Here is a 20,383-nt window from a genome sequence, read left to right as displayed (position 1 = left end):
GCGCCATGCAGGTTCGCGACGTCATGACTTCCCCCGCCTACGCGGTGACGCCCCAGACCTCGATCAAGGAGCTGCTCGCCACCTTCAAGGAGCGCCAGGTCAGCGGCTTTCCCGTCGTCGAGAGCGGGCTGGTCGTCGGCGTGGTGGCCGAGAGCGACCTGGTCTACCGCGATCGCCCCCTCAAGCCGCCTCCCTTCCTCGCCCTCTTCGACATGGTCATCCCCCTCGAGACCCCCGAGCACCTGCGCGAGGAGATCATCAAGACCGTGGGCTCCCACGTGGGCGACGTGATGACCACCCCCGCCGTGACCATCTCGCCCGACGCCGACGTGTCCGAGGCCGCGAGCCTCATGGTCGATCGCCAGATCAACCGCCTGCCCGTCGTGGACGGCTCGGGCCAGCTCGTGGGCATCGTCAGCCGCGCGGATCTAGTCGCCTCGATGGCCTAGGATAGGCGTCGGTAGCCGCTTTCAGCGACTCCAGGTAGAATGGTTCAGCGTCCCTTCTTGACCCAGGAGGATCCCATGCGCCCATTCCGCTGGTTCATCGCAGCCGCCCTGCTCGGCGTCACGGCCGTGAGCGCCCCCAGCGCGGCGATCGCCGCCCCGACGACCGCCACCGAGGCGACGATCAAGCACCCGCGCAACTTCCGGACCGTCGAGGACGGCTTCTACCGCGGCGGCAAGATCGAGTCCAAGGAGCAGCTCAAGATGCTGCGCGACACCTACGGGGTCAAGACCGTCGTCTGCCTCGCCAAGGACTCGCTCGGCCCCGAGGGCGACAACGAGTTCGCCTGGGGCGAGGAGCTCGGCGTCAAGGTCATCAAGAGCTACATGACCGACGTGGCCCCCAAGCCCGAGCAGTGGACGACCATCAAGCAGGCCATGCAGGACAAGGACGTCTACGTCCACTGCAAGTGGGGAGCCGACCGCACCGGCGCGGTCGTCGCCAAGTACCGCCAAGAGGTCCAGGGCTGGGACGCCCGCACCGCCTTCGCCGAGGCACGCAAGTACGGCTTCAAGCCCTGGCTCAAGGCCCTCAGGACCTGGATCGACGCCCCCGAGGACATGAAGTAACCGCCCCGGAAGCCCTGATCGCTATCGCGGTCAGGGCTTCCGCCTTTTGAACCTCAAGACCCGACAAGCGCCTGAAATTGACGTCGGTAGGCCGCCGGCGGCTGACCGATGGCCTGGTGAAAGGTCCGGATGAAATGAGACGGCTGCCTGAAGCCCACGTCGAGCGCGATGCGGGTGACCGGTAGACTCGTCGTCTCGAGCAGCTCTCGGGCGGCCCTCAGGCGCACATCGATGAGGAAGCGCTTCGGCGTGACGCCCGTCGCGGCCTTGAAGCGCCGATCGAAGTGCCGAGGGGTCATGCCGGCCTGCTGGGCCAGCTCCTCGATGGTGAGGTCCTGCGCGTACTCCTTGAGGATCATCTCGATCGCCCGCGAGATCTCGAAGTCGACGCCCTGCGCAGGCACGGGCTCGCGCTCGTAAGCCCTGACGAGCGCGACGCCGAGCAGTTCGATCGCCGCCGCCAGAACCCGGTCGCTGCCGAGCCGAGGCTCGCGAAGCTCCGAGGCCATCCGCGCGGCCAGCGGCCAGATGAAAGGCTCGCTGATCACCCGCGCCCCGGTCATCCGGGGCCCCGCCCCACCCAAAGCAGCCGCCAGCTGAGCCCCCCAGTCCGGAGGGGCCATGACGACAAGCAGATCAAGCTCACCGTCCAGATACAGGGCCGCGTGCGCGACGTTCGGCGGCATCAGGATCACGCTCTCGGGACCGGCAAGATGGCGCTCATTGGCGAGCGTCACGTGGATGCGCCCTGCGACGGGCACCTGGATCTGCCACTCGTCGTGGGTATGGGCCTCGGCGAAGAAGCCCCGGTAGCGCTCGAGACTCACCAGAAAGGGCCCAATGCGCCGATCGGCAACCGCGATCGGTGCCCCGGCCACGAACGCCCTCGGCCTCATCCGCGCCCTCCTTCATGTCCGAAAACTGCAATCAACGCGTCCGCTTTGTGGCGGAAGGCGCGCCCTCACTGGCTTACACTCGCAGCAGCTCGATTGTGATCGCCGAGCAAATTGTACGATGCCGGGCCTTCGATGGCGAGGGTAGCGTGCGAAGGGGCGATCGCCATTCCGGGCAGAAGATGTTTCAGGCAGAGAGGAGGCTTCATGCGTGCCATATCGCTGGGGGTGGGGGCCTCGTTCTTCTTCGCGTCCACCTTCATCCTGAACCGGCTGATGCAGCTGAATGGCGGCGACTGGGGCTGGAGCGGCTCGCTCAGAATCTTCTGGACGGTGCCGATCCTGCTCGCGCTCGTCGCCTGGCAGGGCAAGCTGGTGCCGGTCCTGCGCGAACTGGCTCGGCATCCCATGCAGTGGCTCGGCTGGAGCACGGTGGGCTTCGGGCTCTGCTTCGCGCCGCTCTGCTACGCGGCAGCCTCGGGGCCCTCCTGGCTCGTGGCCGGTACCTGGCAGCTGACGATCCTGGCCGGGATGATCCTGGCCCCCTTCCTCCGCGAGCCCGGCGAGCACCCCGCGCCCATTCCGCTTCGCACCTGGTTTTTTTCCGGCCTGATCCTGCTTGGCGTCGTCCTGTTGCAGGGGAACGAGGCCCGCCACCTCACGGCTCAGGATCTCGCGGGCGGCGTGCTCCCCGTGGTCATCGCCGCGTTCGCCTTCCCCCTTGGCAACCGACGCATGATGCGGTTCTGTCAGTCTCGGCTGGACGCCGTTCAGCGGACGCTCGCCATGACGCTCGCGAGCCTGCCCTTCTGGATCGCCCTCGCCCTGTGGCGGGCCTCCTCGGGCCGCCTGCCGACTTCCGACCAGCTCTTTCAAAGCGCACTGGTGGCCATCTGCTCGGGGGTCATCGCCACGATATTCTTCTTCGCGGCGACCAACGCGGTTCAGGACTCCCCGGCGAAACTGGCGGCGGTAGAGGCGACGCAGGCGGGCGAAGTGGTCTTCGCCACCCTCGGCGAGGGCTTGATCCTCTCGAAGCCGCTGCCCGCAGGCGGAGCACTCGGCGGCCTTGCGCTCATCGTGGTGGGGATGCTGCTGCACGCGCTCGGCACGCGCCGGCCCCAGGAAGCTCCAATGGTTACCCCGTCGTGCGCGACAAAAAAAGAAGGCGGCGAGCCCGAAGCCCACCGCCTTCCCGATGCCCGTCTTACTTGACGAGCGCCCGGTCGATGATCGACACCGTGTTGTCGGTGATGTTCGAGACGAAGGCCTTGGTCGCGGTGAAGGCCATCTTGTGGTGGCCGTTCCCGACCCGGACCACGCCGATCACCTTCTGGGTCTCGGCGTCCAGCACCGTCACGCTGCCGTCCCCGTCGCCGCCGACCCAGATCTGCTGCTTATCAGCGTCGTGGTCGTGGCCCTCGTGGGCGGTGCGGTACTGGCTAGCAGCCGCAGGGGCCGTGACGGCGTAGATGTGGACCGGCCCCGCGTTCGCGGTGCTCGCCGCATCGAGGAGCTTGCGGCCGACCTTGACCATGGTCGCCTTCTTCTCCCCCAGGTCGATGATGGCGACCTCCTCGGATCCCTTGCAGGTGACGTAGGCGTAGCGGCCGTCGGCGCGCAGGGCCATGTCGGTGGGCTCCTTGCCCACCGAGAGCTCCGTGACGACCTTCTTCTCGTTCAGGTCGTAGAGCACGACAGTGTTCGAGATCTTGTTGCCGAAGAGCAGGGTGGCCTTGCCGCCGTAGGTCGAGATGTCGATGGCGCTGGGGCCGAGGCCCTGCTTGATGGTCGTCACCTCGGGATTGCCGATCTTGATGAACGAGACCGAGTTGTCGGCGGCATTGGGAGCCGCGATGAAGCCGGCGCCGACCGCCGCGAAGCCGCCCACGCTGTCGGTGGCGGTGTCCGAGTTCACCGTGAGGCGATCGACGGTCGGATCGGCCTCGAAGCCGCCCGTCCACTTGATGCGCGCGATGTTCTGCTTGCTGGCCGCGTCCTTGAGGGGCACGATGAGGGTCGTGTCGTCCTCCCAGACGCACTTGGAGCCGGGAGTCGCGCCGTCGAGAGCGATCTTCTTGACCTGCTCGCCGGTCGCCCCCTTGATGACGCGCAGGGCCTTGGCCCCGCCGTCCAGGTTGAAGGCGTAGGCAGCGTCGTGGCTCGCCTTGGTGTAGCTGGGCTTGCCCTGCGGGGTCTCGCCCGAGAAGTCGAGCTCCTTGACGACGCTCTCCTGGTCAGGGTCGATGACGGCGATCTTGAAGCCGTTGGGGCTCGCGTTGACGATGCGGCCGCCCGCAAAGGCCATGCCGTGAGGGCCGACGGGCACCGAGACGGTCTTCTTGTGGTCGAAGGCCTTCACGGCCTCCGAATTACCCTGACTCTGCTGGTCAGGGGTGGCGCCGGGGCCCGGGCAGCCGACCAGCGCGAACGAGAGGGCACTCGCGAGGCCGAGCGCGAGAAGGACGTTGTTGCGAGATTGCATGCGGATTCTACCTTTCGAATGGGAGGCCGCGGCGTGTCGTGCGCCGCGACTCAAAGGAAACAGAAGTAGCTGGCGTAGAAGGTGCGATCCGTCATGGCGTTGAGCCACGGGCCGAGGCTCGGATCGGCACCATAGGCGACCCTCAGGCCCTGGTTGGGCAAGAATCGCCATTCGACGCTAGGAGTGACCTTGAGTTTTCCCAGTGATTCCGCGGAGGGAGCGACGTTCTCCCCCGAAATGAAGCCCCGAAACGCCGAGACTCCGAGCCCGAGCCGGAGGCCGGCGGGCAGATCCAGGTTGGCCTGCAGCTGACCGAGGCCCGAGTTCCCCACGTAGAAGGCCGACGAGACGACGCTCGGCGTGGTGAGGGGACGCTGGTAGCCGACGCTGGCCGAGAGTTCGAGCGGGCCGTACGCCTTGAGGGCGCTCAGCCCGAGCTGACCACTCGCCACCCCGCTGCCGGTAAAAGCCGCCGGGTCGCCTGCGGCGTTGCCCGTGGGCAGGATCGCCCCGGCCCAGAGCGCGAGCGACGGCAAGAAATCGTCGCCCGCGAAGGCCAAGTAGGATCCCTGCAGCGAGACGTCGCCGAGCCCGCCGCCGGTTCGCTCTCCGATCGGGTTGTCTTCGTCGTCGAAGAAGGCCGAGGAGACCGAGCCGTAGGGGCCCCACTGCGCGCCGTAGAGGCGGCTCGAGGCCAGGGGCAGCTGCACGCCGAGGGTCCAGCTGTCGGTGGGGTAGTAGGTGATGCCCAGGTTGCCTTGCACCGTGGTCAGGCTGCTGCCGACCGGCTTCTCGGACCAGACCCCACGATCGTTGAAGTTGCCGGTGATGTCCCGGAAGCTCAAGGTCGTCTGGATCAGGAACTTGCCCGCGTTGCCGGTGTCGAACAGGGTCACGCCGTTCGCGAAGCTCGTCACTTCGGCGTTGCTGCCGGGCAGGCCGCAACCGCAGGTGCCGCACGCCAAGGCAGCGGGCTGCACCCCGAGGATCGCCGTCGCTGCGATCGCAGCCAGGGCGAAGGGGGAACGAATGGCCATGGCCACTCTCTCCTTTCAGAATCACGTTGGAGCATCGACCAAACGCCCGTTACGGTCGCAGGCGCTCAAAGCGCCGTCAGCGGCCAAAACGAGGGGGGTCGCAAGCTCCGATGGGCGAAGGGAATCAGCCCGTGATCCGCGGAGGGGGCGAAGCGATCGAAAGGAAGGGAGGAAGATAGTCAGCCCGCACGTCCGAGAGCGGGCGGTGCGCCTCGGGCAGCAGGGGCCTGAAGGCCACGCCGGCCGACAGCAGGGTGGGCGGCGGCAGCTTGGGCATGGTGGAGTGGGCCACGTCCGCGTCGTGCTCGGCGGGCATGGCTGCCCCCATGTGGCACGTGGCGTGGCCCCTAGGCTCGGCAGCGGCCTCGCAGGCGAACTTGCACGAGCAGCTGGCGTCGCAGACGCAGGACTCGATGGTGCAGGGATGGCCCTCGCCATCCCCCACACATGGGCTCGGCAAGCGCGCCGCCCCCATCAGGAGCAGCACGACGAGCACCATCATGATCCGCACGAACCGAGTCGTCATGCTGCCATGATACGCCCCAAGCATCCGAGCGTCGAGGGGGGGAACTACCGATCCGCCATCCCTCGAAAATAAGCTTGGCCATTTGCTTTCAGCCGGTGCTTTGCTTCACTGGGGTCGAGAATGCAGGAGGCCGGGATGCAGAACCTCTTCCAACTCTGGACCGATCGCCTCGCCGTCGGCATCGAGCTGTTCGCCGCCCTCATCATCTCGCTGGCGGCGCTCAAAGCGATCGGGCTCGGACTCGCGCGCCTACTCGTGCCGCACGCCACCCGCCCCACCCCCGAGCAAATCCGCCTGGATTTCGGGCGCTGGCTCGCGCTGGGCCTCGAATTCCTGCTCGGCGCGGACATCCTTCGCACGGCCGCGGCCCCCACATGGAACGACATCGGGCAGCTGGCGGCCCTCGCCACCCTCCGAACCGCCCTCAACTACTTTCTGGAGCGCGAGATCAGGCTGGGGGAAGCCCACGAACCCGCCGTGCGAGAGTGAAGGGCAAAAGACCCAAGAAGATTCGAGCAAACAAGCAAGCGATCGCTCCACCAGCCCCCTATGGTGGAGGGAGGAGGATCGCCCATGGACGACCCGACGCTCGTGGCCCGATGGCAATTCGGCTTCACCATCCTGTACCACTACCTCTACCCGCAGCTCACCATGGGCCTGGCCCTGCTGATCTTGATCCTCAAGAGCCTCTACTTGCGCACCCAGGACGATCGCTGGAACCGCAGCGCCCGGTTCTGGGCCAAGATCTTCGCCATCAACTTCGTCATGGGGGTCGTCACCGGCATCCCGATGGAGTTCCAGTTCGGCACCAACTGGGCCAAGTTCTCGGTCTTCGCCGGCGGGATCATCGCCCAGACCCTCGCGATGGAGGGGGCCTTCGCCTTCTTCCTCGAGTCGGCCTTCTTGGGCCTCTTCCTGTTCGGCGAGCGCCGCTTCGGGCAACGGCTCCACTGGTTCTCTGCCTTCATGGTCTGGCTGGGGACCTGGGCCTCGGGCTACTTTATCATCGCGACCAACGCCTGGATGCAGCACCCGGTCGGCTACAAGATGACCCCGGACGGCACGGTCGAGCTGGTGGATTACTGGGCCGTGCTCCTGAACCCCTGGATCCTCGCCCAGTACATGCACGCCATCGGGGGCGCGGTGTTGACCGCCGCCTGCGTCATGAGCGGGGTGGGGGCCTTCTACCTGCTCTCGCACCAGCACGAGGAGTACGGCCGCCGCTTCGTGAAGGTCGGCGTGCTCACAGGGCTCATCGCCTCTCTCTTCCAGCTCTACCCGAGCGGGGACTGGTCGGGCGTGCAGGTGACGCATAGGCAACCCATCAAGCTCGCCGCCATGGAGGGGCTGTTCCAGACCGAGCAGGGGGCGGGCATCGCGATCCTCGGCCAGCCCGACATGCAGGCCCTCAAGCTGGACAACCCCTTCGTCGTCCCCAGGGCCCTGAGCTTCCTCACCTACCGCAGCTGGAGCGCCGAGATCAAGGGCCTGGACGCCTTTCCCCGCGACGAATGGCCCAGCTCGGTCCCGCTCTTGTACTACAGCTACCACATCATGGTGGGGCTGGGCACGATCATGATCGCCGTGATGGGGCTCTCCGTCTTGATGCTCTGGCGGCGCCGGCTGTACCAGGCCCGCTGGCTGCTGTGGTGCCTCATGCTGATGGTCCCCTTCCCCTACATCGCGAACTCCGCCGGCTGGATGACCGCCGAGCTGGGCCGACAGCCCTGGCTCGTCTACGGCCTGCTTCGGACGGTGGACGGGGCCTCGCCCACCGTCTCGAGCGGCAACATCTGGTTCACCCTCCTGGGCTTCGCCGGCATGTACGCCGTGTTCGGCATGCTCTTCGTGCTCTTGGTGCTGCGCGAGATCGCCCACGGTCCCGAGGTCGGGCCCAGCGGCCCCGAGGCGGCGCTCGGCGTGAGCGGCTGAAAGGAGCGCCATGACCACGCTCTGGTTCGTCCTGGTCCTCTTCATGCTCGTCATGTACGTGCTCCTGGACGGCTTCGACCTGGGGGCGGGGGCCGTCCACGTCTTCGTCGCCAAGACCGACGCCGAGCGTCGCATGGTCCTCAAGGCCATCGGACCGGTCTGGGACGGCAACGAGGTCTGGCTCATCGCGGCGGGCGGCACCCTGTTCTTCGCCTTCCCCGTCCTTTACGCCTCGAGCTTCAGCGGCTTCTACCTGCCTTTGATGATCGTGCTGTGGCTCTTGATGATGCGCGGGGTCTCGATCGAGCTGCGATCGCACCTCAAGCACCCCATGTGGGCGACCTTCTGGGACGCGGGCTTCTTCGTCTCGAGCGCGCTGCTTGCGATCTTCTTCGGGGCGGCGGCCGGCAACGTGATCCGCGGGGTGCCCCTCGACGCGAGCGGCTTCTTCTTCGAGGCCCTCTGGACCAACTTCGATCCCACCAACCCCAACCCGGGCATCTTGGACTGGTACACCGTGCTGGTGGGGCTTTTGGCCCTTGCGGTCCTGGTCACCCACGGGGCCAACTACCTGGTGCTCAAGACCGAAGGGGCGCTCAACGCGCGCGCCCGGCGAATGGCCCTGGCCGGCTGGGCGGCGACCGTCGCCCTCACCATCCCGGTCACGGTTTCGACCTTCTGGCTGCGGCCCGTCATGTGGGCGAACTTCGGGCGCGCGCCGTGGGGGGCGATCTTTCCCTTGATCGCCATCGGGGGGCTCGTCGGGGTACTCGTCTGTCTGTTGAGGCACCACGAGCGGGGGGCGCTGATCGCATCAGGGGCCTACATGGCCGGGATGATGGTGAGCAGCGCCTTTGCCCTCTACCCTCGGGTGCTGCCCGCGGTCAACCCCGCCCATGACCTCACCATCCACAACGCCGCCACCTCGCTTTACGGCATGACCGTGGGCCTCGTGTGGTGGAGCATCGGGATGGTGCTCGCCGCGATCTACTTCGTCTTCATCTACCGCCTCTTCCGGGGCAAGGTCTCCCCCGAAGAGGGGCACTACTAGCGCCGGGACATCAAGCGCCGACCAAGGTTGCCAGCAATAGGCCACGCCTGCCCCTCGCAGGCGTGGCCTATTGCTGCCCGTTCAGAATCGCTCCATGCCCCTCAGCGAGCGCCATGGAGGTCGTCAGAACTCTCCGTGGGGCGTTGTCCCGCTCGGATGAGATGTGCATACTCCCCTGCGTGGGCACCGATGGCGAGCGATCCTCCGAGACCGCCCTCGGATGCCGCCCAGCTCCCCCTTTTATCTTTGGAGGTCTTCTCATGCCCAAGCTTTTCAGCGTGCAGATCTGGAGCGCAGGGGTGATGACGCTGACGTTGCTCGCAGGCTGCTCGACGAGCAGCCCGACCATGGCTCCCTGGAACGCGGGTACTGCCCTTCACAACCAGAGCGCGAGCGCTCAGCAAGCCACCATGAGCGGCGAGCGGGATAAAGCGAAGGACAAGGCCAAAAAAGAAGAGAAACGAGAAGAGAAGAAAGAAGAGAAAAAGGAGCACGCTCAGCCACCCTGCCCTCAGCCGTGCCCCCCCGCCCAGCAGCACGCCAAGGCTGAGATGGGCGAGAAGGACAAAGCCAAGATGCACGGCGATAAGGACAAGATGCACGAGGGCAAGGACAAGGACAAGAAGCACGAGGGCAAAGACAAAGAGCACGGCAAGAAGCCTGAGATGGGTAAGCGCGAGCATGGCCAGCAAGCAGGCATGCCGAGCGGAACGGGGATGAGCTACTAAGGGCACCGCCCCTTGAAGCGCGAGGCCCGGAGTCGCTGACTCCGGGCCTCATGCGTCAAGGGCCACCCCTTCTGGAGCGGCCCTTGCGCGTTGTTCGTGTTAGCGATCGCGCGTGGCGTCGATGGTGACCTTGGCGGGCAGGTGGTCCGAGGCCTTCTGAGCATCGGGGGTGTCCAAGATGGCGGCCGAGTTGGCGACGTACTCCTGCTTGATGCCCTGCGACAGCAGGATGTAGTCGATGCGCCCGCGGTACTTGATCGGGTGATAGGTGAAGGCCGAGGCGCCGAGCTCCGAGAGGGCGTCGTAGAGCTTGGGGTCGCGATCGCGGCCATCGAGGAAGACCTTGAGGGTCTCGGTGTTGGGCTGGTCGTTGAAGTCGCCCATCACGGCGTAGTTGGCGCGGGGGTTCTGATCCTCGAAGTCGCGCAGGATGCGGCGGATCTCCATGGCCTCGGCCTTGCGCTTGGCATCGGCCTGGGCGCCGCCCGCATGGGCCTTGAGGTGGGTCATGAAGACCGTGAAGGCATAGCCCTTGCCGGGGGTGATCTGCACCTGCAACAAGTCGCGGCTCAGCTGCTGCGGGGCGGGAGCGCCGGGCACGCCGAACTGGGTATTCTTGTGGGACTTGACGTGGGTGATCGGGAAGCGGCTGAGGACCGCCACGTCGATGCCGCGCGGATCGTTGCCCTCGACCAGGGCGATGTGCTTGTAGCCCATATCCGCCAGGTAGGCGTCGCGGAAGTTGCGCAGGGTCGCCTTGGACTCCACCTCGACCAGGCCCACCACGTCCGCGTTCAGCTCGCGCATGGCGTTGGCGAGAGACTGCTTGCTTTCGTGGCTCTTGGCCGGGCTGGTCTTGGGGTTGATGACGGTGTTGGAGCCGTCGAAGAGGTTCTCGACGTTGTAGGTCGCGAGCGTGAACTTGCCCGCAGGGGCGAGATCCGCGCCCTGCGCGGTCACCGTGCCGCCTGCGTCCCCCATCAGTCCGAGCGGGCCGAGGCCGCAGCCGGAGAGGGTCATCGCGAGAAGCGCGGCCCAGAGGAAGCGGTTGCGTTGCATGCGACATGCTCCTTTGTGGAACGAAGGCGGGGGCTGGATCCATTATCTCAAAATCCAGGCAATACTTTCGCTAAGAAACGGTAAAGAAATCAGCCTCAGGGCTGGCGTTCAGCGAGCAAAGCGTCCACGGCGAGCCAGAGCTGCCAGGCATCCAGCAAGCCCAGGCCCTTGAGCTCTACGTGGCCCAAGTCCCCCACAACCGTGACGCGCACGCGGCCCGGGGGCAGGGCAGCAGCCAGGGCCAGGCTCTCGGTGTAGGGGATGACCGCATCACTCTTGCCGTGCAAGAGATTGACCCGGGCTTCGAGGGCGCACAGGTCCTGTTTTGAGAGGTCGAGGGCGGCCATGTCGTCGCGGATCGGCTTCGGGAGCCTTGCCAGGAGCCCCGGCACCCGCTCGGGATCGGCGTTGACGAGCAGGTCGTAGAGGGCGCGGCCTTCGGGCTTGAGGTGGCGCGCTAAATCCTCAATGGGGGCTGTGGGATCGGCGAGCCTGCGCGCGGCCATGGCGCTGAGGGCCTCGCGATCGCCCGGATCGGCGAGGAGATCCACGTTACTCAGGACGAAGACCCAGGTGCCGTAGGGGTTGGGGCGCTGGTGGCGCCAGGCCCCCTTCTCGTCTCGGAAGAAGCCCGTCGTGAAGTAGGTGACCACGCGCGTCGCGTCGTAGTAACCCCCGACCCCGAGCACGAAGCGGACCTGGTGCCGGATCGCGGGCGAGAGGGCCGCGAGCAAGGCCGGGCCCACCGCGTAGCTGAAGGCCCCGATCCCCGCCTTGCCCCCTGGGGCGAGTTCGGGGCACGAGACCAGGTAGGCGAAGGCGTCCGTCACGTCCTGGATGTTGCCCGGCCGGATCTTGAGCGCGCGCAGGCTTTGAATCTCGGGCACCAGGACCGCGAAGCGCGCCCGAGCAAGAGTGTTGGCGAAGGCCACCAGACGCGCATCGTCCTTGCCCTCCCGCGCCGCGCCGGGCACCAGCACGATCCCGGCCCGCGGCTCCCCGTCGCTCAGGTAGAGGTCCCCCTCGTGGCGCCGGCCTGCGATCGCGTAGCGCACCAGCGTCCGGGTAGGGGTCGGGGTACGTGCCTTGAGCGTGCTCGGCTGCTCACCCGCAGCGACGTCTTTCAGGACCCAGAGTGCCTCGCGGCTCGGCAGGCAGCCTTGCAAGAGCAGGAGCGCCCCGCAGCATAGCAAGAAGCGCCTCACGGGCGCGGCCCTGCCAAGGGGGGCTCGCCGCTCGCCTCGCGGATCGCGGCATAGGCGGCCTCTCGCAACGAAAGCGCCGCCGCCCAGTCACTGCCCGCCGGTCGAATCGGTGCTCCGACCTCCACGCGGATGGCCCCGCGCCTGGGCCAGCGCGCGTGGGCGCGCAGGATCTGGCGCGTGCCCCGGATGGCGATCGGCACCACCGGGGCCCCCGCTTCGGCCGCCACCGTGAAGGCCCCCATCCGAAACGGCAGCAGGCCCGGTGCCCGAACGAAGGTCCCCTCCGGGAAGAAGGCCACCGGCTCGCCACGGCGCAAGGCGGCCAGCGCCTCGTCCTGCTCTTCGAGGCCCCGAGCCTGGCCCTTGGGCGCGACGAAGATCGCCCCCATGCGCGTCAGGAAGATCCGGGGGAAAAAGCGCGCGCGAAAACGCGCATGGGCCACGTAGCGCGGCGCAATCGGCAAGCACGCTTCAAGGGCGAGGCCATCCAGGTAGCTCGCGTGGTTCATGACCAGCACGCAGGGCCCGCAGCCTCGCAGGTGCTCGAGACCTCGGACCTCGATCGGCATCCCCGCGAGGCGCAACAGCCCGCGCGCCGCCACGCGCAGCGCGCGCCGGCTGATCGCGGGCACCAGGGCCATCAAGGGCCAGGTCAGCGCCGCGAAGACGACGAACAGGCCCCAGGCGTAGAGACCGTAGAGGCCAGCGCCGAGGCGCTGTGCCGTGCCCTTGAGGCGTGGCCCGAGGCCCGCCGCCTCAAGGCGCAGCCACTGGCGCCATGGCGCTTGCGTGCCGGCTAGCAGCGTGCCGCGCTCGTAGCGTTCGCGGCAGGCCGCGCGGCGGATCTTGCCGCTCGACGTCTTGGGCACCGCGTGCGGGGGCACGAGGACCACGTCGTCCGGGGGCAACGCGAGCAATTCGACGCTCCGCTCGACGATCCGGGCCCTGAGGGCCGCCTCGGGCTCGGTTCGCGGCGGGCGCACCTCAGCCACGACCACCAGCCGCTCGGTCCCCGACTGTGGATCGGGGCTTCCGAAGACCGCCACGCCGCCCTTGCGGATGCCCTCGATCTCGCCGATCGCCGCTTCGAGCTCGTAAGGCGGAATGTTGCGCCCGCCCCGGATGATGAGGTCTTTGACCCGGCTCGTGAGGAACACCTCGCCGAGGACCGTGTAAGCGAGATCTCCTGAATCCAGCCACCCGCCCCGGAAGAGCCGCGCGGTCTGCTCGGGATTGCGGAAGTAGCCCGCGGTGGCCGAAGGGCCCTTGAACTCCAGGCGCCCCACCTCGCGATCGCCCAGCTCGCGACCCTTCGCATCCACGATGCGGACCTGGTGGCCGACAAGCGGCAGGCCGCAGCCCACGACGCGCAAGGCGCCCCCGTCGTCCTCGCGGGCCGGTAGCGCAAGGCCGTCGCGCAGCAGGGCCTCGCGCTGGATCCGGTCGACGACGGGCCCCCGGCCCGGTGGCGGGAAGGTGAGCCCCACCGACGCCTCGGCAAGCCCGTACACGGGTGCCATGGCCTCGCGCCTGAAGCCGTAAGGAGCAAAGCGCGCGCCAAAGCGCGCGAGGGTGTCCGCACTGACGGGCTCGGCGCCGTTGAGGGCCCTGCGCCAGGAACCCAGCTCGAGCCCTTCGAGCATCTCGTCCGAAAGCTTCCGCGCGCAGAGCTCATAGGCGAAGTTCGGCGCCGCCGAGAGGGTCCCGCGGTAGCGGTGGATGGCGCGCAGCCAGCGCTCGGGGCGCGCCATGAAGGCCAAAGGGGACATGAGGACCAGCGGCATGGCGAAGTAGAGGCTGCCGAGCCAGGCCCCGATCAGACCCATGTCGTGGTACAGGGGCAGCCAGCTGACGAACACGTCCTCGGGGGTGACCGGCAAGGCCCGGCCCATGGCCCGGATGTTCGCAAGCAGGTTGGAATGGGTCAGCATGACCCCCTTGGGCTGCCCCGTGCTGCCCGAGGTGTACTGCAAGAGCGCCAGGTCGTCCCCGCGCGTGAACAGGGGCAGGGCGATCCCGCCCCAGGCCGAGAGCTGCTCCGGCGTCGTCACTTCCTTCAGCTCCGGCACGAGGCCCTTCAGGAGGCGCGCGAGGGGCATGACCTCGGGGGTCGCCAGCAAAAAGGCCGCGCGCGAATTGTCGAGGATCCCGGCCTGGCGCCTCAGGTGGTCTTCGAGCTGCGACGGCCGGAAGGGCGGGTAGATGGGCACGGGCACCCCGCCCGCGAGCAGGATCCCCATGAAGCTGTGGAAGTACGCCCGCCCGGTCGGCAGCATGAGGGCGACCGCCTGGCCCGCAGCAAGGCCCCGCTCCTTGAGCCCGAGTGCGAGCGACGAGGCCCCCCGCAAGAGATCCGCGTAGGTGAGCGGCTCCTCGGTCGACTCGTAGAAGACCAGGTGCTGGCGCTCCGGATGGGCCTCCACGTGCCACCCCAGCACGTCGAGCAGGCTCACGGCCCGCTCGGGAAGGCCCACGCGCTCGCCTCCTGTCGGAAGGACGGGGGCCTCAGGCATGGCCAGATGCTCGCCTGCCGCGCTCAGGACGGCCTGCACCAGGTCTCGCGGTGTCTCGGCTGCGAAGAGGGCCCCCTCGGGCAGGCGCACGCCAAACTGTCGCTCGATCCGCAAGAGCAGCTCGGTGCGATCCAGGCTGTCCAGCCCGAAGTCCCGGTCCAGGGCGCTGTCCAGCGCCAAGCTCCGCGCGCTCCGGCGCGGGTGCAGCTCAGCCGCAAGCCGCCGCGCCGTCTCGAGCAGCTCGTCGGCGATGGGGGTGGTGGCGAGGTCCGCGCGCGCTGCCATGGCCCCTCCCGGATGCATCGGCGGCCATGGTACCGGAAGGCCCCCATCCTCGACCTGCTTACTGAAGCGGCCCAAATCGGCGTAAAGCGGTCAACAGCACTCCCAGCCGCCCGTGAATTCGAGACGAAGCGCCAAAGAAAACAGGCCTCCGCGATCGTGATCGCGGGGGCCTGCTCATTCCAACCTAGCTGACCGGATGCGAGTAATTGGGCGCTTCCTTGGTGATGGTGATGCCGTGGGGGTGCGCCTCGCGCACCGACGCCCCCGACACTCGCATGAAGCGCGCCTGGGTCTTGAGGGCTTCGATGCTCTTGAGGCCGCAGTACCCCATCCCCTTGCGCAGGCCGCCTACGAGCTGGTAGAGGATGTCCTCGACCGAGCCGGAGAGCGGGACCATCCCCTCGATCCCCTCGGGTACGAGGGTGCCGCCCCCGTGCTTGCCGTAGCGGTCGTTGGTCTCGTTCTGAAGCGCGCCGATGGAGCCCATGCCGCGGTAGACCTTGTACTGGCGCCCGCTGAAGATCACCTCGGTGCCCGGGCTCTCTTGGCTGCGTGCAAAGAGGCTGCCCATCATCACGACGTCGGCGCCCGCCGCGATCGCCTTGGTCAGATCCCCCGAGTACCGGATCCCGCCGTCGGCGATGATGGGAACGCCCGCCTCGTGCGCGATCGAGGCCACCGCCCGGATGGCCGTTACCTGGGGCACCCCCACCCCCGCCACCACGCGGGTGGTGCAGATCGAGCCGGGCCCGATCCCCACCTTGAGCGAGTCGGCGCCTGCGGCGATGAGGTCCCGCGCGGCCTCAGGGGTCGCGATGTTGCCCGCGATGACCTGGGCCTCGGGGTGAGCGGCCTTCAATTGCTTGAGGGTCTCGACCACGTTCTTCGAGTGGCCGTGGGCCGTGTCGATGCACAGCACGTCCACCCCGGCGGCCAGGAGGGCCTCGGCGCGTTCGAGGCCCTGGCCCGCGCCGATGGCGGCCCCGACCAAGAGCCGGCCCTGGGCGTCCAGGGCAGCCTGCTCGCGGCACTCAGCCGGGACCGGCTCGGCCTTGACCGCCTGGATCTCGGCCACCTGGGCCTCGACGGTCATGTTGCGGTGGACGATGCCCAGCCCGCCCTTGAAAGCGAGGGCGATCGCCATCCGCGACTCGGTGACGGTGTCCATGGCCGCCGAGACGATGGGCACCTTGAGGGTGACGTTGCGGGTGATGCGGGTCGTGAGGTCGGCCTCGGCGGGCAGGAAGTCGGAATAGCCCGGCACGAGGATCACGTCGTCGAAGGTATAGCCCTCGACCATCTTTTCAGCCCAATCATACGGATTCATTGGCGTGCTTCTCCTTATTCCCACTCGATGGTCGCGGGCGGCTTCGAGGTCACGTCGAAGACCACCCGGTTGACGCCGCGCACCTCGTTGGCGATGCGTGCGGCCGCGCGGCCCAGGACCTCATAGGGCACCGGGTAGTAGTCGGCGGTCATCCCGTCCACCGAGTCCACCGCCCTCAGGGCCACGACCGCCCCGTAGGTGCGCCCGTCGCCCTGGACCCCCACCGCGTTGACGGGCAAGAGCACCGCGAAGGCCTGCCAGATGGCCTCGTAGAGCCCGGCCTTGCGCAGCTCCTCCAGGTAAATGAGATCAGCCGCGCGCAGGGTTTCGAGGCGCTCGGGGGTGATCTCGCCCAGGATGCGGATGGCGAGCCCCGGGCCCGGGAAGGGGTGGCGCATGACCAGCTCCCGCGCAAGACCCAGGTGCATGCCGAGCGCGCGCACCTCATCCTTGAAGATGCCCTTGCAGGGCTCGACTATCAAGCCGGCTTCGCGCTTGGCCTTGACCAGGGGGGTGCCCACGTTGTGGTGGGTCTTGATGGTCGCGGTCATCGCCCCGGTCGCCCCCGACTCGATCAGGTCGGTGTAGAGGGTGCCTTGGGCGAGGAAGGCCGTGGCCTCGTCGATGCCGAGGCGCGCCACCTCTAGTTGCTGAACCTCGATGAAGGTGTCCCCGATGATCCGGCGCTTGGTCTCGGGGTCCGTCACCCCTTCGAGGCGCGAGAGGAAGGTCTCGGAGGCGTCCACGAAGTGCAGGTTCGAGAGGCCCATCTCCTTGAGGGAAGCGACCACCTGCTCGCTCTCGCCCGCGCGCATCAGGCCCGAGTCGATGTGGATCGGGAAGATCTGCTCGCTGGGCAGGGCCTTGGCGAGCAGGGCCGCCGTCACCGTCGAGTCCACCCCGCCCGAGACCAGGACGATGACGGGGCGATCGCCCACCGTCGCCTGGACCTCGCGCACGGCCTCGTCCAGGTAGTCCTCGACCGACCAGTCGCCCTTGCAGCCGCAGACGTTGAACACGAAGTTCCGGATGATCGCCTTGCCGTTCGGCGTGTGGGTCACCTCCGGGTGGAACTGCAGCCCGAAGCGCCTGGCCTCGGGCGCCTCGATGGCCGCGACCACCCCGTCCTCGGTGCGGGCCGTGACGGTAAAGCCCTCGGCGAGACGATCGAGCCGATCGCCGTGGCTCATCCAGACTTGCTCCTTGGCTGCCAGGCCTCCCATGAGGCGCGCTTCCCCGGCGACTTCCAGGGCGGTGCGGCCGTACTCGCGCTTGGTATGCGAGACGACCTCGCCACCGCCCAGGTGGTTGAGCAACTGCATCCCGTAGCAGACGCCGAGCACCGGCACGTCGAGCGCGAGCACGCCGGGGGCCGGACGCGGAGCACCCGCCTCGTGCACGCTCGCGGGGCCGCCCGAGAGGATGACCCCCTTGAGGCCGTCGCCCGCAAAGCGCTCGACGGGCGCATCGTGGGGCAGGATGGTGGCGTAGACGCCCATCTCGCGGATGCGCCGCGCGATGAGCGGGGTGTACTGGCTACCGAAATCTAGAATGACGATGCGCTCGTTCATGGTTCCTCATGAGGCTCTAAACCAAGAGGGGAGCTTGCGCCCCCCTCTTGCTCAAACTGTGTTGGCAGGGTTTCTACCTTACCACTAGCGGCAGCAGACCTCCAGGATCTGTCGGATGGCCGGGACCCCGATGTCCTCGCGCTCGCCGAGGTTCACGTCGCCGCGACGCTCCATGCGATCGACGATGGTGGGGATCGTCTCGGCGCTGACCCCATAGGCCTCGAGGCGGGTGGGAACCCCCAGCGACTCGAAGAAGGCGCGGGTCTTGGCGATCGCCTCGACCATGCGCTTTTCGTCGTCGCCCTCGCGGATGCCCCAGACGCGCTCGCCGTACTGCAAGAGCTTCTGAGCCTTCTCTTGGCGCTTGACCTCCATGATGGCGGGCAGCACCACCGCGAGCGTCTGGCCGTGGTCGAGACCGTGCAGGGCCGTCAGCTCGTGGCCGATCGAGTGGGTGGCCCAGTCCTGCGGCACGCCGACCCCGATGATCCCGTTGAGGGCCATGGTGGCGCTCCACATGAAGCTCGCGCGCGCCTGGTAGTCGGTGGGGTTCGCAAGGGTCTCGGGGCCGACCTCGACCAGGGTCGAGAGGATGGCCTCGGCCATGCGATCCTGCAGGGGCGCATCCGCCGGATAAGTCAGGTACTGCTCGGTGGTGTGGACGAAGGCGTCCACGATGCCGTTGGCGACCTGGCGGGGCGGCAGCGAGAAGGTCGTCTCGGGATCGAGGATCGAGAAGCGAGGGTAGACGTGCTTGCTCGAGAAGGCGAGTTTGTCGCGGGTCTCCCACTTGGTGACGACCGAGTTGCCGTTCATCTCGGAGCCGGTCGCCGGCAGGGTCAGGACCGCGCCGAGGGGAATCGCCGACTTGACGCGCGCGCCCTTGGCCAGGATGTCCCAGGGATCGCCCTCGAAGTTCACGGCCGCCGCGATGAACTTGGTGCCGTCGAGAACCGAGCCGCCGCCGACGGCGAGCAGGAACTCCACGCCTTCCTTACGCACCAGCTCGACGGCGGGCATCAGGGTCTCGAACCGCGGGTTGGGCTCGATGCCGCCGAATTCCAGAACCTCGCGGCCCGCAAGCGCTTGCTTGACCTGGTCGTACACGCCGTTGGCCTTGATGCTACCGCCGCCGTAGGTCAAGAGGACCTTGGTACCGGCCGGGATCTCCTCGGCCAGACGGGCGATCTGGCCCTTGCCGAAGTGGATTCGGACCGGGTTCTGGAAACTGAAGTTCTCCATGGGTGAGTTGCTCCCTTCGTACGTGCTGAAAGCAGCATTATCTCACGATCCAGCAGCGAATGATAAAGCTTTGCGTCAAGACTGGCCATCTTGCTGGACAAGGAAGCGGCGCGACTTGCTCGCGCTCCGTCGGCACCGAGATCCCGGGTGGACGCCTGAGCGCCCAGGAAGCCTGGGGGCGTTCGTTGTGCCTCGACGCAGGCATCCCTTAGCATCGGGGCCACCCACCAGGGAGATCGGTGATGACGGCCGCCAGGCCGGAAGGGAGCGAAGGATGACTCGGAGGAACGTGTGGACGTATCTCGCGCTCGCTGGCGCCGCCGCGGCGGCTGGCTGCCAGGCGGCACCGAGCGGAACGCCCGCAGGGGCGTCACAAGCGCTCGTCCCGACCGCAAGCGCCGAGCGGCACGTGCAGGGTCTGGACCAGGCGGGCTTCGAGCGCATGATTCAGGCGCTCCCGAAGCAGCTGACGAATGAACAGGCTGATCGCATGCTCGTGAAGCTGCCCAAGGATCAGCTACGCGCCCCGTTGCTCTCGGACGTGCGCCGCGCCGGATACCGGGTCAGCGGCGGCGTGATGGGCTACGGCAACGGCATGGGCTACGGCCAGGCATACGACATGGGCGAGGGCCAGGCTTACGGCAACGGTCATGCGTACGGCCAGGACTACGGCAACGGTCATGCGTACGGCATGGGCGGCCCTGGGTACGGCGGCATGGTGGCCCCGCCCAACCTCGACTATCGCTTCATGAGCATCGCCCCCGGCGTGAGCTCGCCGTACATCACCTACTACCCCTACGTCTACAACGTCACCAACAACCACTGGGCGCCCTACGCCGCGTACTGGAGCGGTCGCTACTACTATCCCTACTACCAGGGCTACGGTAGCCTTTACGCCCCCTACACCTACAGCGCGATCATGCCGTACGGCGGCGTGTACGCGATGCGCACCGGGACCATCGCCCGGTAAGGCAAGTAGGAGAATGCAAGCGGGCGGCCGGGTACTCCGGCCGCCCGCCTTTTGCCAAGGCGGCTCCTACGCTGAAGCCACGACCTTGACGAGCACTTCACGCGTGCGCGGGCCGTCGAACTCAGCCAGGAAGATCCCCTGCCAGCGCCCCAGCATGAGCCGCCCCTGGTGGACGATCACCGTCTGGGAAACGCCGAACAGGCTGGTCTTGAGGTGGGCGTCGGCGTTGCCCTCGCCGTGGACGAACTCCCAGTGCTGGGGGATCTTCTGACTCAGCCAGTGGAGCATGTCGCGGGGCACGTCCGGGTCGGCGTTCTCGTTGATGGTGATCGCCGCCGTGGTGTGGGTGCTGAAGACTACCACCAGGCCGTCGCGCACCCCGGATCGCGAGAGCACCGCGCGCACCTCGGCGCTCAGGTCGATCAGTTGCTCGCGGGCGTGGGTCTTCACTTGCAGGGTTTCAAGCATGACGGTTCCTTCGGT

19 protein-coding genes are annotated in these 20,383 nt (G+C 67.6%); 8 read left to right on the top strand and 11 right to left on the bottom strand.

Going from position 1 to position 20,383, the window contains the following annotated elements:
• Nucleotides 1-5 precede the first annotated feature (5 nt).
• A complete protein-coding gene (locus tag J7643_16710; protein ID MBO9542232.1) occupies nt 6-449 on the top strand; it encodes a CBS domain-containing protein in 444 nt (147 codons plus the stop codon).
• A gap of 75 nt (nt 450-524) precedes the next feature.
• Nucleotides 525-1,076, top strand: coding sequence for a dual specificity protein phosphatase family protein (locus tag J7643_16705; GenBank protein MBO9542231.1), 552 nt, complete (start codon nt 525-527; stop codon nt 1,074-1,076).
• 53 nt (nt 1,077-1,129) lie between these two features.
• Here J7643_16705 and J7643_16700 read toward each other — a convergent pair whose 3' ends face one another.
• Complete coding sequence (locus J7643_16700) at nt 1,130-1,972, bottom strand: helix-turn-helix transcriptional regulator (protein ID MBO9542230.1); 843 nt, start codon at nt 1,970-1,972, stop codon at nt 1,130-1,132.
• A 204-nt stretch (nt 1,973-2,176) separates the two neighbouring features.
• Between J7643_16700 and J7643_16695 the strand changes: the two genes are divergently transcribed.
• A complete protein-coding gene (locus tag J7643_16695) occupies nt 2,177-3,184 on the top strand; it encodes a multidrug resistance efflux transporter family protein (protein ID MBO9542229.1) in 1,008 nt (335 codons plus the stop codon).
• Here the strand turns inward: J7643_16695 and J7643_16690 are convergent.
• The 3 genes from J7643_16690 to J7643_16680 form a co-directional block, all read right to left on the bottom strand.
• A complete protein-coding gene (locus tag J7643_16690) occupies nt 3,177-4,454 on the bottom strand; it encodes a YncE family protein (protein ID MBO9542228.1) in 1,278 nt (425 codons plus the stop codon). The two genes, J7643_16695 and J7643_16690, sit on opposite strands and share 8 nt — an antisense overlap.
• A gap of 50 nt (nt 4,455-4,504) precedes the next feature.
• Nucleotides 4,505-5,491 (bottom strand): transporter, encoded by a 987-nt coding sequence (locus tag J7643_16685; GenBank protein MBO9542227.1) that lies wholly within the window; start codon nt 5,489-5,491, stop codon nt 4,505-4,507.
• A 124-nt stretch (nt 5,492-5,615) separates the two neighbouring features.
• Complete coding sequence (locus J7643_16680) at nt 5,616-6,017, bottom strand: hypothetical protein (protein MBO9542226.1); 402 nt, start codon at nt 6,015-6,017, stop codon at nt 5,616-5,618.
• 135 nt (nt 6,018-6,152) lie between these two features.
• Between J7643_16680 and J7643_16675 the strand changes: the two genes are divergently transcribed.
• The 4 genes from J7643_16675 to J7643_16660 all read left to right on the top strand — a co-directional run bounded on the left by J7643_16675 (nt 6,153) and on the right by J7643_16660 (nt 9,728).
• Nucleotides 6,153-6,506 (top strand): DUF1622 domain-containing protein, encoded by a 354-nt coding sequence (locus J7643_16675; GenBank protein ID MBO9542225.1) that lies wholly within the window; start codon nt 6,153-6,155, stop codon nt 6,504-6,506.
• Nucleotides 6,507-6,590: 84 nt separating this feature from the next.
• Nucleotides 6,591-7,949 (top strand): cytochrome ubiquinol oxidase subunit I, encoded by a 1,359-nt coding sequence (locus tag J7643_16670; GenBank protein MBO9542224.1) that lies wholly within the window; start codon nt 6,591-6,593, stop codon nt 7,947-7,949.
• Nucleotides 7,950-7,959: 10 nt separating this feature from the next.
• Entirely contained in the window at nt 7,960-9,000 is a 1,041-nt protein-coding gene (gene cydB, locus J7643_16665; GenBank protein MBO9542223.1) for a cytochrome d ubiquinol oxidase subunit II, read from the top strand.
• A 260-nt stretch (nt 9,001-9,260) separates the two neighbouring features.
• Nucleotides 9,261-9,728 carry a hypothetical protein gene (locus J7643_16660; GenBank protein MBO9542222.1) on the top strand — a complete coding sequence of 156 codons (468 nt, stop codon included), beginning with the start codon at nt 9,261-9,263 and terminating at the stop codon, nt 9,726-9,728.
• 99 nt (nt 9,729-9,827) lie between these two features.
• Here J7643_16660 and J7643_16655 read toward each other — a convergent pair whose 3' ends face one another.
• From J7643_16655 to J7643_16630, 6 genes are all read right to left on the bottom strand, one after another.
• Entirely contained in the window at nt 9,828-10,787 is a 960-nt protein-coding gene (locus J7643_16655) for an endonuclease/exonuclease/phosphatase family protein (GenBank protein MBO9542221.1), read from the bottom strand.
• 95 nt (nt 10,788-10,882) lie between these two features.
• The gene (locus J7643_16650; protein MBO9542220.1) at nt 10,883-11,992 is read right to left on the bottom strand and encodes an alpha/beta hydrolase; all 1,110 of its coding nucleotides are present in this window, start codon (nt 11,990-11,992) and stop codon (nt 10,883-10,885) included.
• Nucleotides 11,989-14,790 (bottom strand): AMP-binding protein, encoded by a 2,802-nt coding sequence (locus tag J7643_16645; protein ID MBO9542219.1) that lies wholly within the window; start codon nt 14,788-14,790, stop codon nt 11,989-11,991. Before J7643_16645 ends, J7643_16650 begins: the two co-directional genes overlap by 4 nt.
• 184 nt (nt 14,791-14,974) lie before the next feature.
• Nucleotides 14,975-16,117, bottom strand: a complete 1,143-nt coding sequence (locus tag J7643_16640) for an IMP dehydrogenase (GenBank protein ID MBO9542218.1) — start codon at nt 16,115-16,117, stop codon at nt 14,975-14,977.
• A 14-nt stretch (nt 16,118-16,131) separates the two neighbouring features.
• Nucleotides 16,132-17,688, bottom strand: a complete 1,557-nt coding sequence (gene guaA / locus J7643_16635; GenBank protein MBO9542217.1) for a glutamine-hydrolyzing GMP synthase — start codon at nt 17,686-17,688, stop codon at nt 16,132-16,134.
• A gap of 84 nt (nt 17,689-17,772) precedes the next feature.
• Nucleotides 17,773-18,930, bottom strand: coding sequence for an iron-containing alcohol dehydrogenase (locus J7643_16630; protein MBO9542216.1), 1,158 nt, complete (start codon nt 18,928-18,930; stop codon nt 17,773-17,775).
• A gap of 289 nt (nt 18,931-19,219) precedes the next feature.
• Between J7643_16630 and J7643_16625 the strand changes: the two genes are divergently transcribed.
• A complete protein-coding gene (locus J7643_16625) occupies nt 19,220-19,900 on the top strand; it encodes a hypothetical protein (protein MBO9542215.1) in 681 nt (226 codons plus the stop codon).
• A gap of 66 nt (nt 19,901-19,966) precedes the next feature.
• Here the strand turns inward: J7643_16625 and J7643_16620 are convergent, their stop codons facing one another.
• Entirely contained in the window at nt 19,967-20,368 is a 402-nt protein-coding gene (locus J7643_16620) for a YjbQ family protein (GenBank protein ID MBO9542214.1), read from the bottom strand.
• Nucleotides 20,369-20,383 lie beyond the last annotated feature (15 nt).

The organism is bacterium (assembly GCA_017744355.1).
Lineage (GTDB): Bacteria > Cyanobacteriota > Sericytochromatia > S15B-MN24 > UBA4093 > JAGIBK01.
The sequence above is the reverse complement of the archived record's forward strand: the minus strand, read 5'-3'. Positions and strand labels throughout refer to the sequence as shown.

What these genes read in the sequence shown, in the direction of transcription:
- J7643_16710 (MBO9542232.1), top strand. Translation starts at nt 6, where the DNA reads ATGCAGGTTCGCGACGTCATGACTTCCCCCGCCTACGCGGTGACGCCC.
- J7643_16705 (MBO9542231.1), top strand. Translation starts at nt 525, where the DNA reads ATGCGCCCATTCCGCTGGTTCATCGCAGCCGCCCTGCTCGGCGTCACG.
- J7643_16700 (MBO9542230.1), bottom strand. Translation starts at nt 1,972, where the DNA reads ATGAGGCCGAGGGCGTTCGTGGCCGGGGCACCGATCGCGGTTGCCGAT.
- J7643_16695 (MBO9542229.1), top strand. Translation starts at nt 2,177, where the DNA reads ATGCGTGCCATATCGCTGGGGGTGGGGGCCTCGTTCTTCTTCGCGTCC.
- J7643_16690 (MBO9542228.1), bottom strand. Translation starts at nt 4,454, where the DNA reads ATGCAATCTCGCAACAACGTCCTTCTCGCGCTCGGCCTCGCGAGTGCC.
- J7643_16685 (MBO9542227.1), bottom strand. Translation starts at nt 5,491, where the DNA reads ATGGCCATTCGTTCCCCCTTCGCCCTGGCTGCGATCGCAGCGACGGCG.
- J7643_16680 (MBO9542226.1), bottom strand. Translation starts at nt 6,017, where the DNA reads ATGACGACTCGGTTCGTGCGGATCATGATGGTGCTCGTCGTGCTGCTC.
- J7643_16675 (MBO9542225.1), top strand. Translation starts at nt 6,153, where the DNA reads ATGCAGAACCTCTTCCAACTCTGGACCGATCGCCTCGCCGTCGGCATC.
- J7643_16670 (MBO9542224.1), top strand. Translation starts at nt 6,591, where the DNA reads ATGGACGACCCGACGCTCGTGGCCCGATGGCAATTCGGCTTCACCATC.
- cydB (MBO9542223.1), top strand. Translation starts at nt 7,960, where the DNA reads ATGACCACGCTCTGGTTCGTCCTGGTCCTCTTCATGCTCGTCATGTAC.
- J7643_16660 (MBO9542222.1), top strand. Translation starts at nt 9,261, where the DNA reads ATGCCCAAGCTTTTCAGCGTGCAGATCTGGAGCGCAGGGGTGATGACG.
- J7643_16655 (MBO9542221.1), bottom strand. Translation starts at nt 10,787, where the DNA reads ATGCAACGCAACCGCTTCCTCTGGGCCGCGCTTCTCGCGATGACCCTC.
- J7643_16645 (MBO9542219.1), bottom strand. Translation starts at nt 14,790, where the DNA reads ATGGCAGCGCGCGCGGACCTCGCCACCACCCCCATCGCCGACGAGCTG.
- J7643_16640 (MBO9542218.1), bottom strand. Translation starts at nt 16,117, where the DNA reads ATGAATCCGTATGATTGGGCTGAAAAGATGGTCGAGGGCTATACCTTC.
- guaA (MBO9542217.1), bottom strand. Translation starts at nt 17,688, where the DNA reads ATGAACGAGCGCATCGTCATTCTAGATTTCGGTAGCCAGTACACCCCG.
- J7643_16630 (MBO9542216.1), bottom strand. Translation starts at nt 18,930, where the DNA reads ATGGAGAACTTCAGTTTCCAGAACCCGGTCCGAATCCACTTCGGCAAG.
- J7643_16620 (MBO9542214.1), bottom strand. Translation starts at nt 20,368, where the DNA reads ATGCTTGAAACCCTGCAAGTGAAGACCCACGCCCGCGAGCAACTGATC.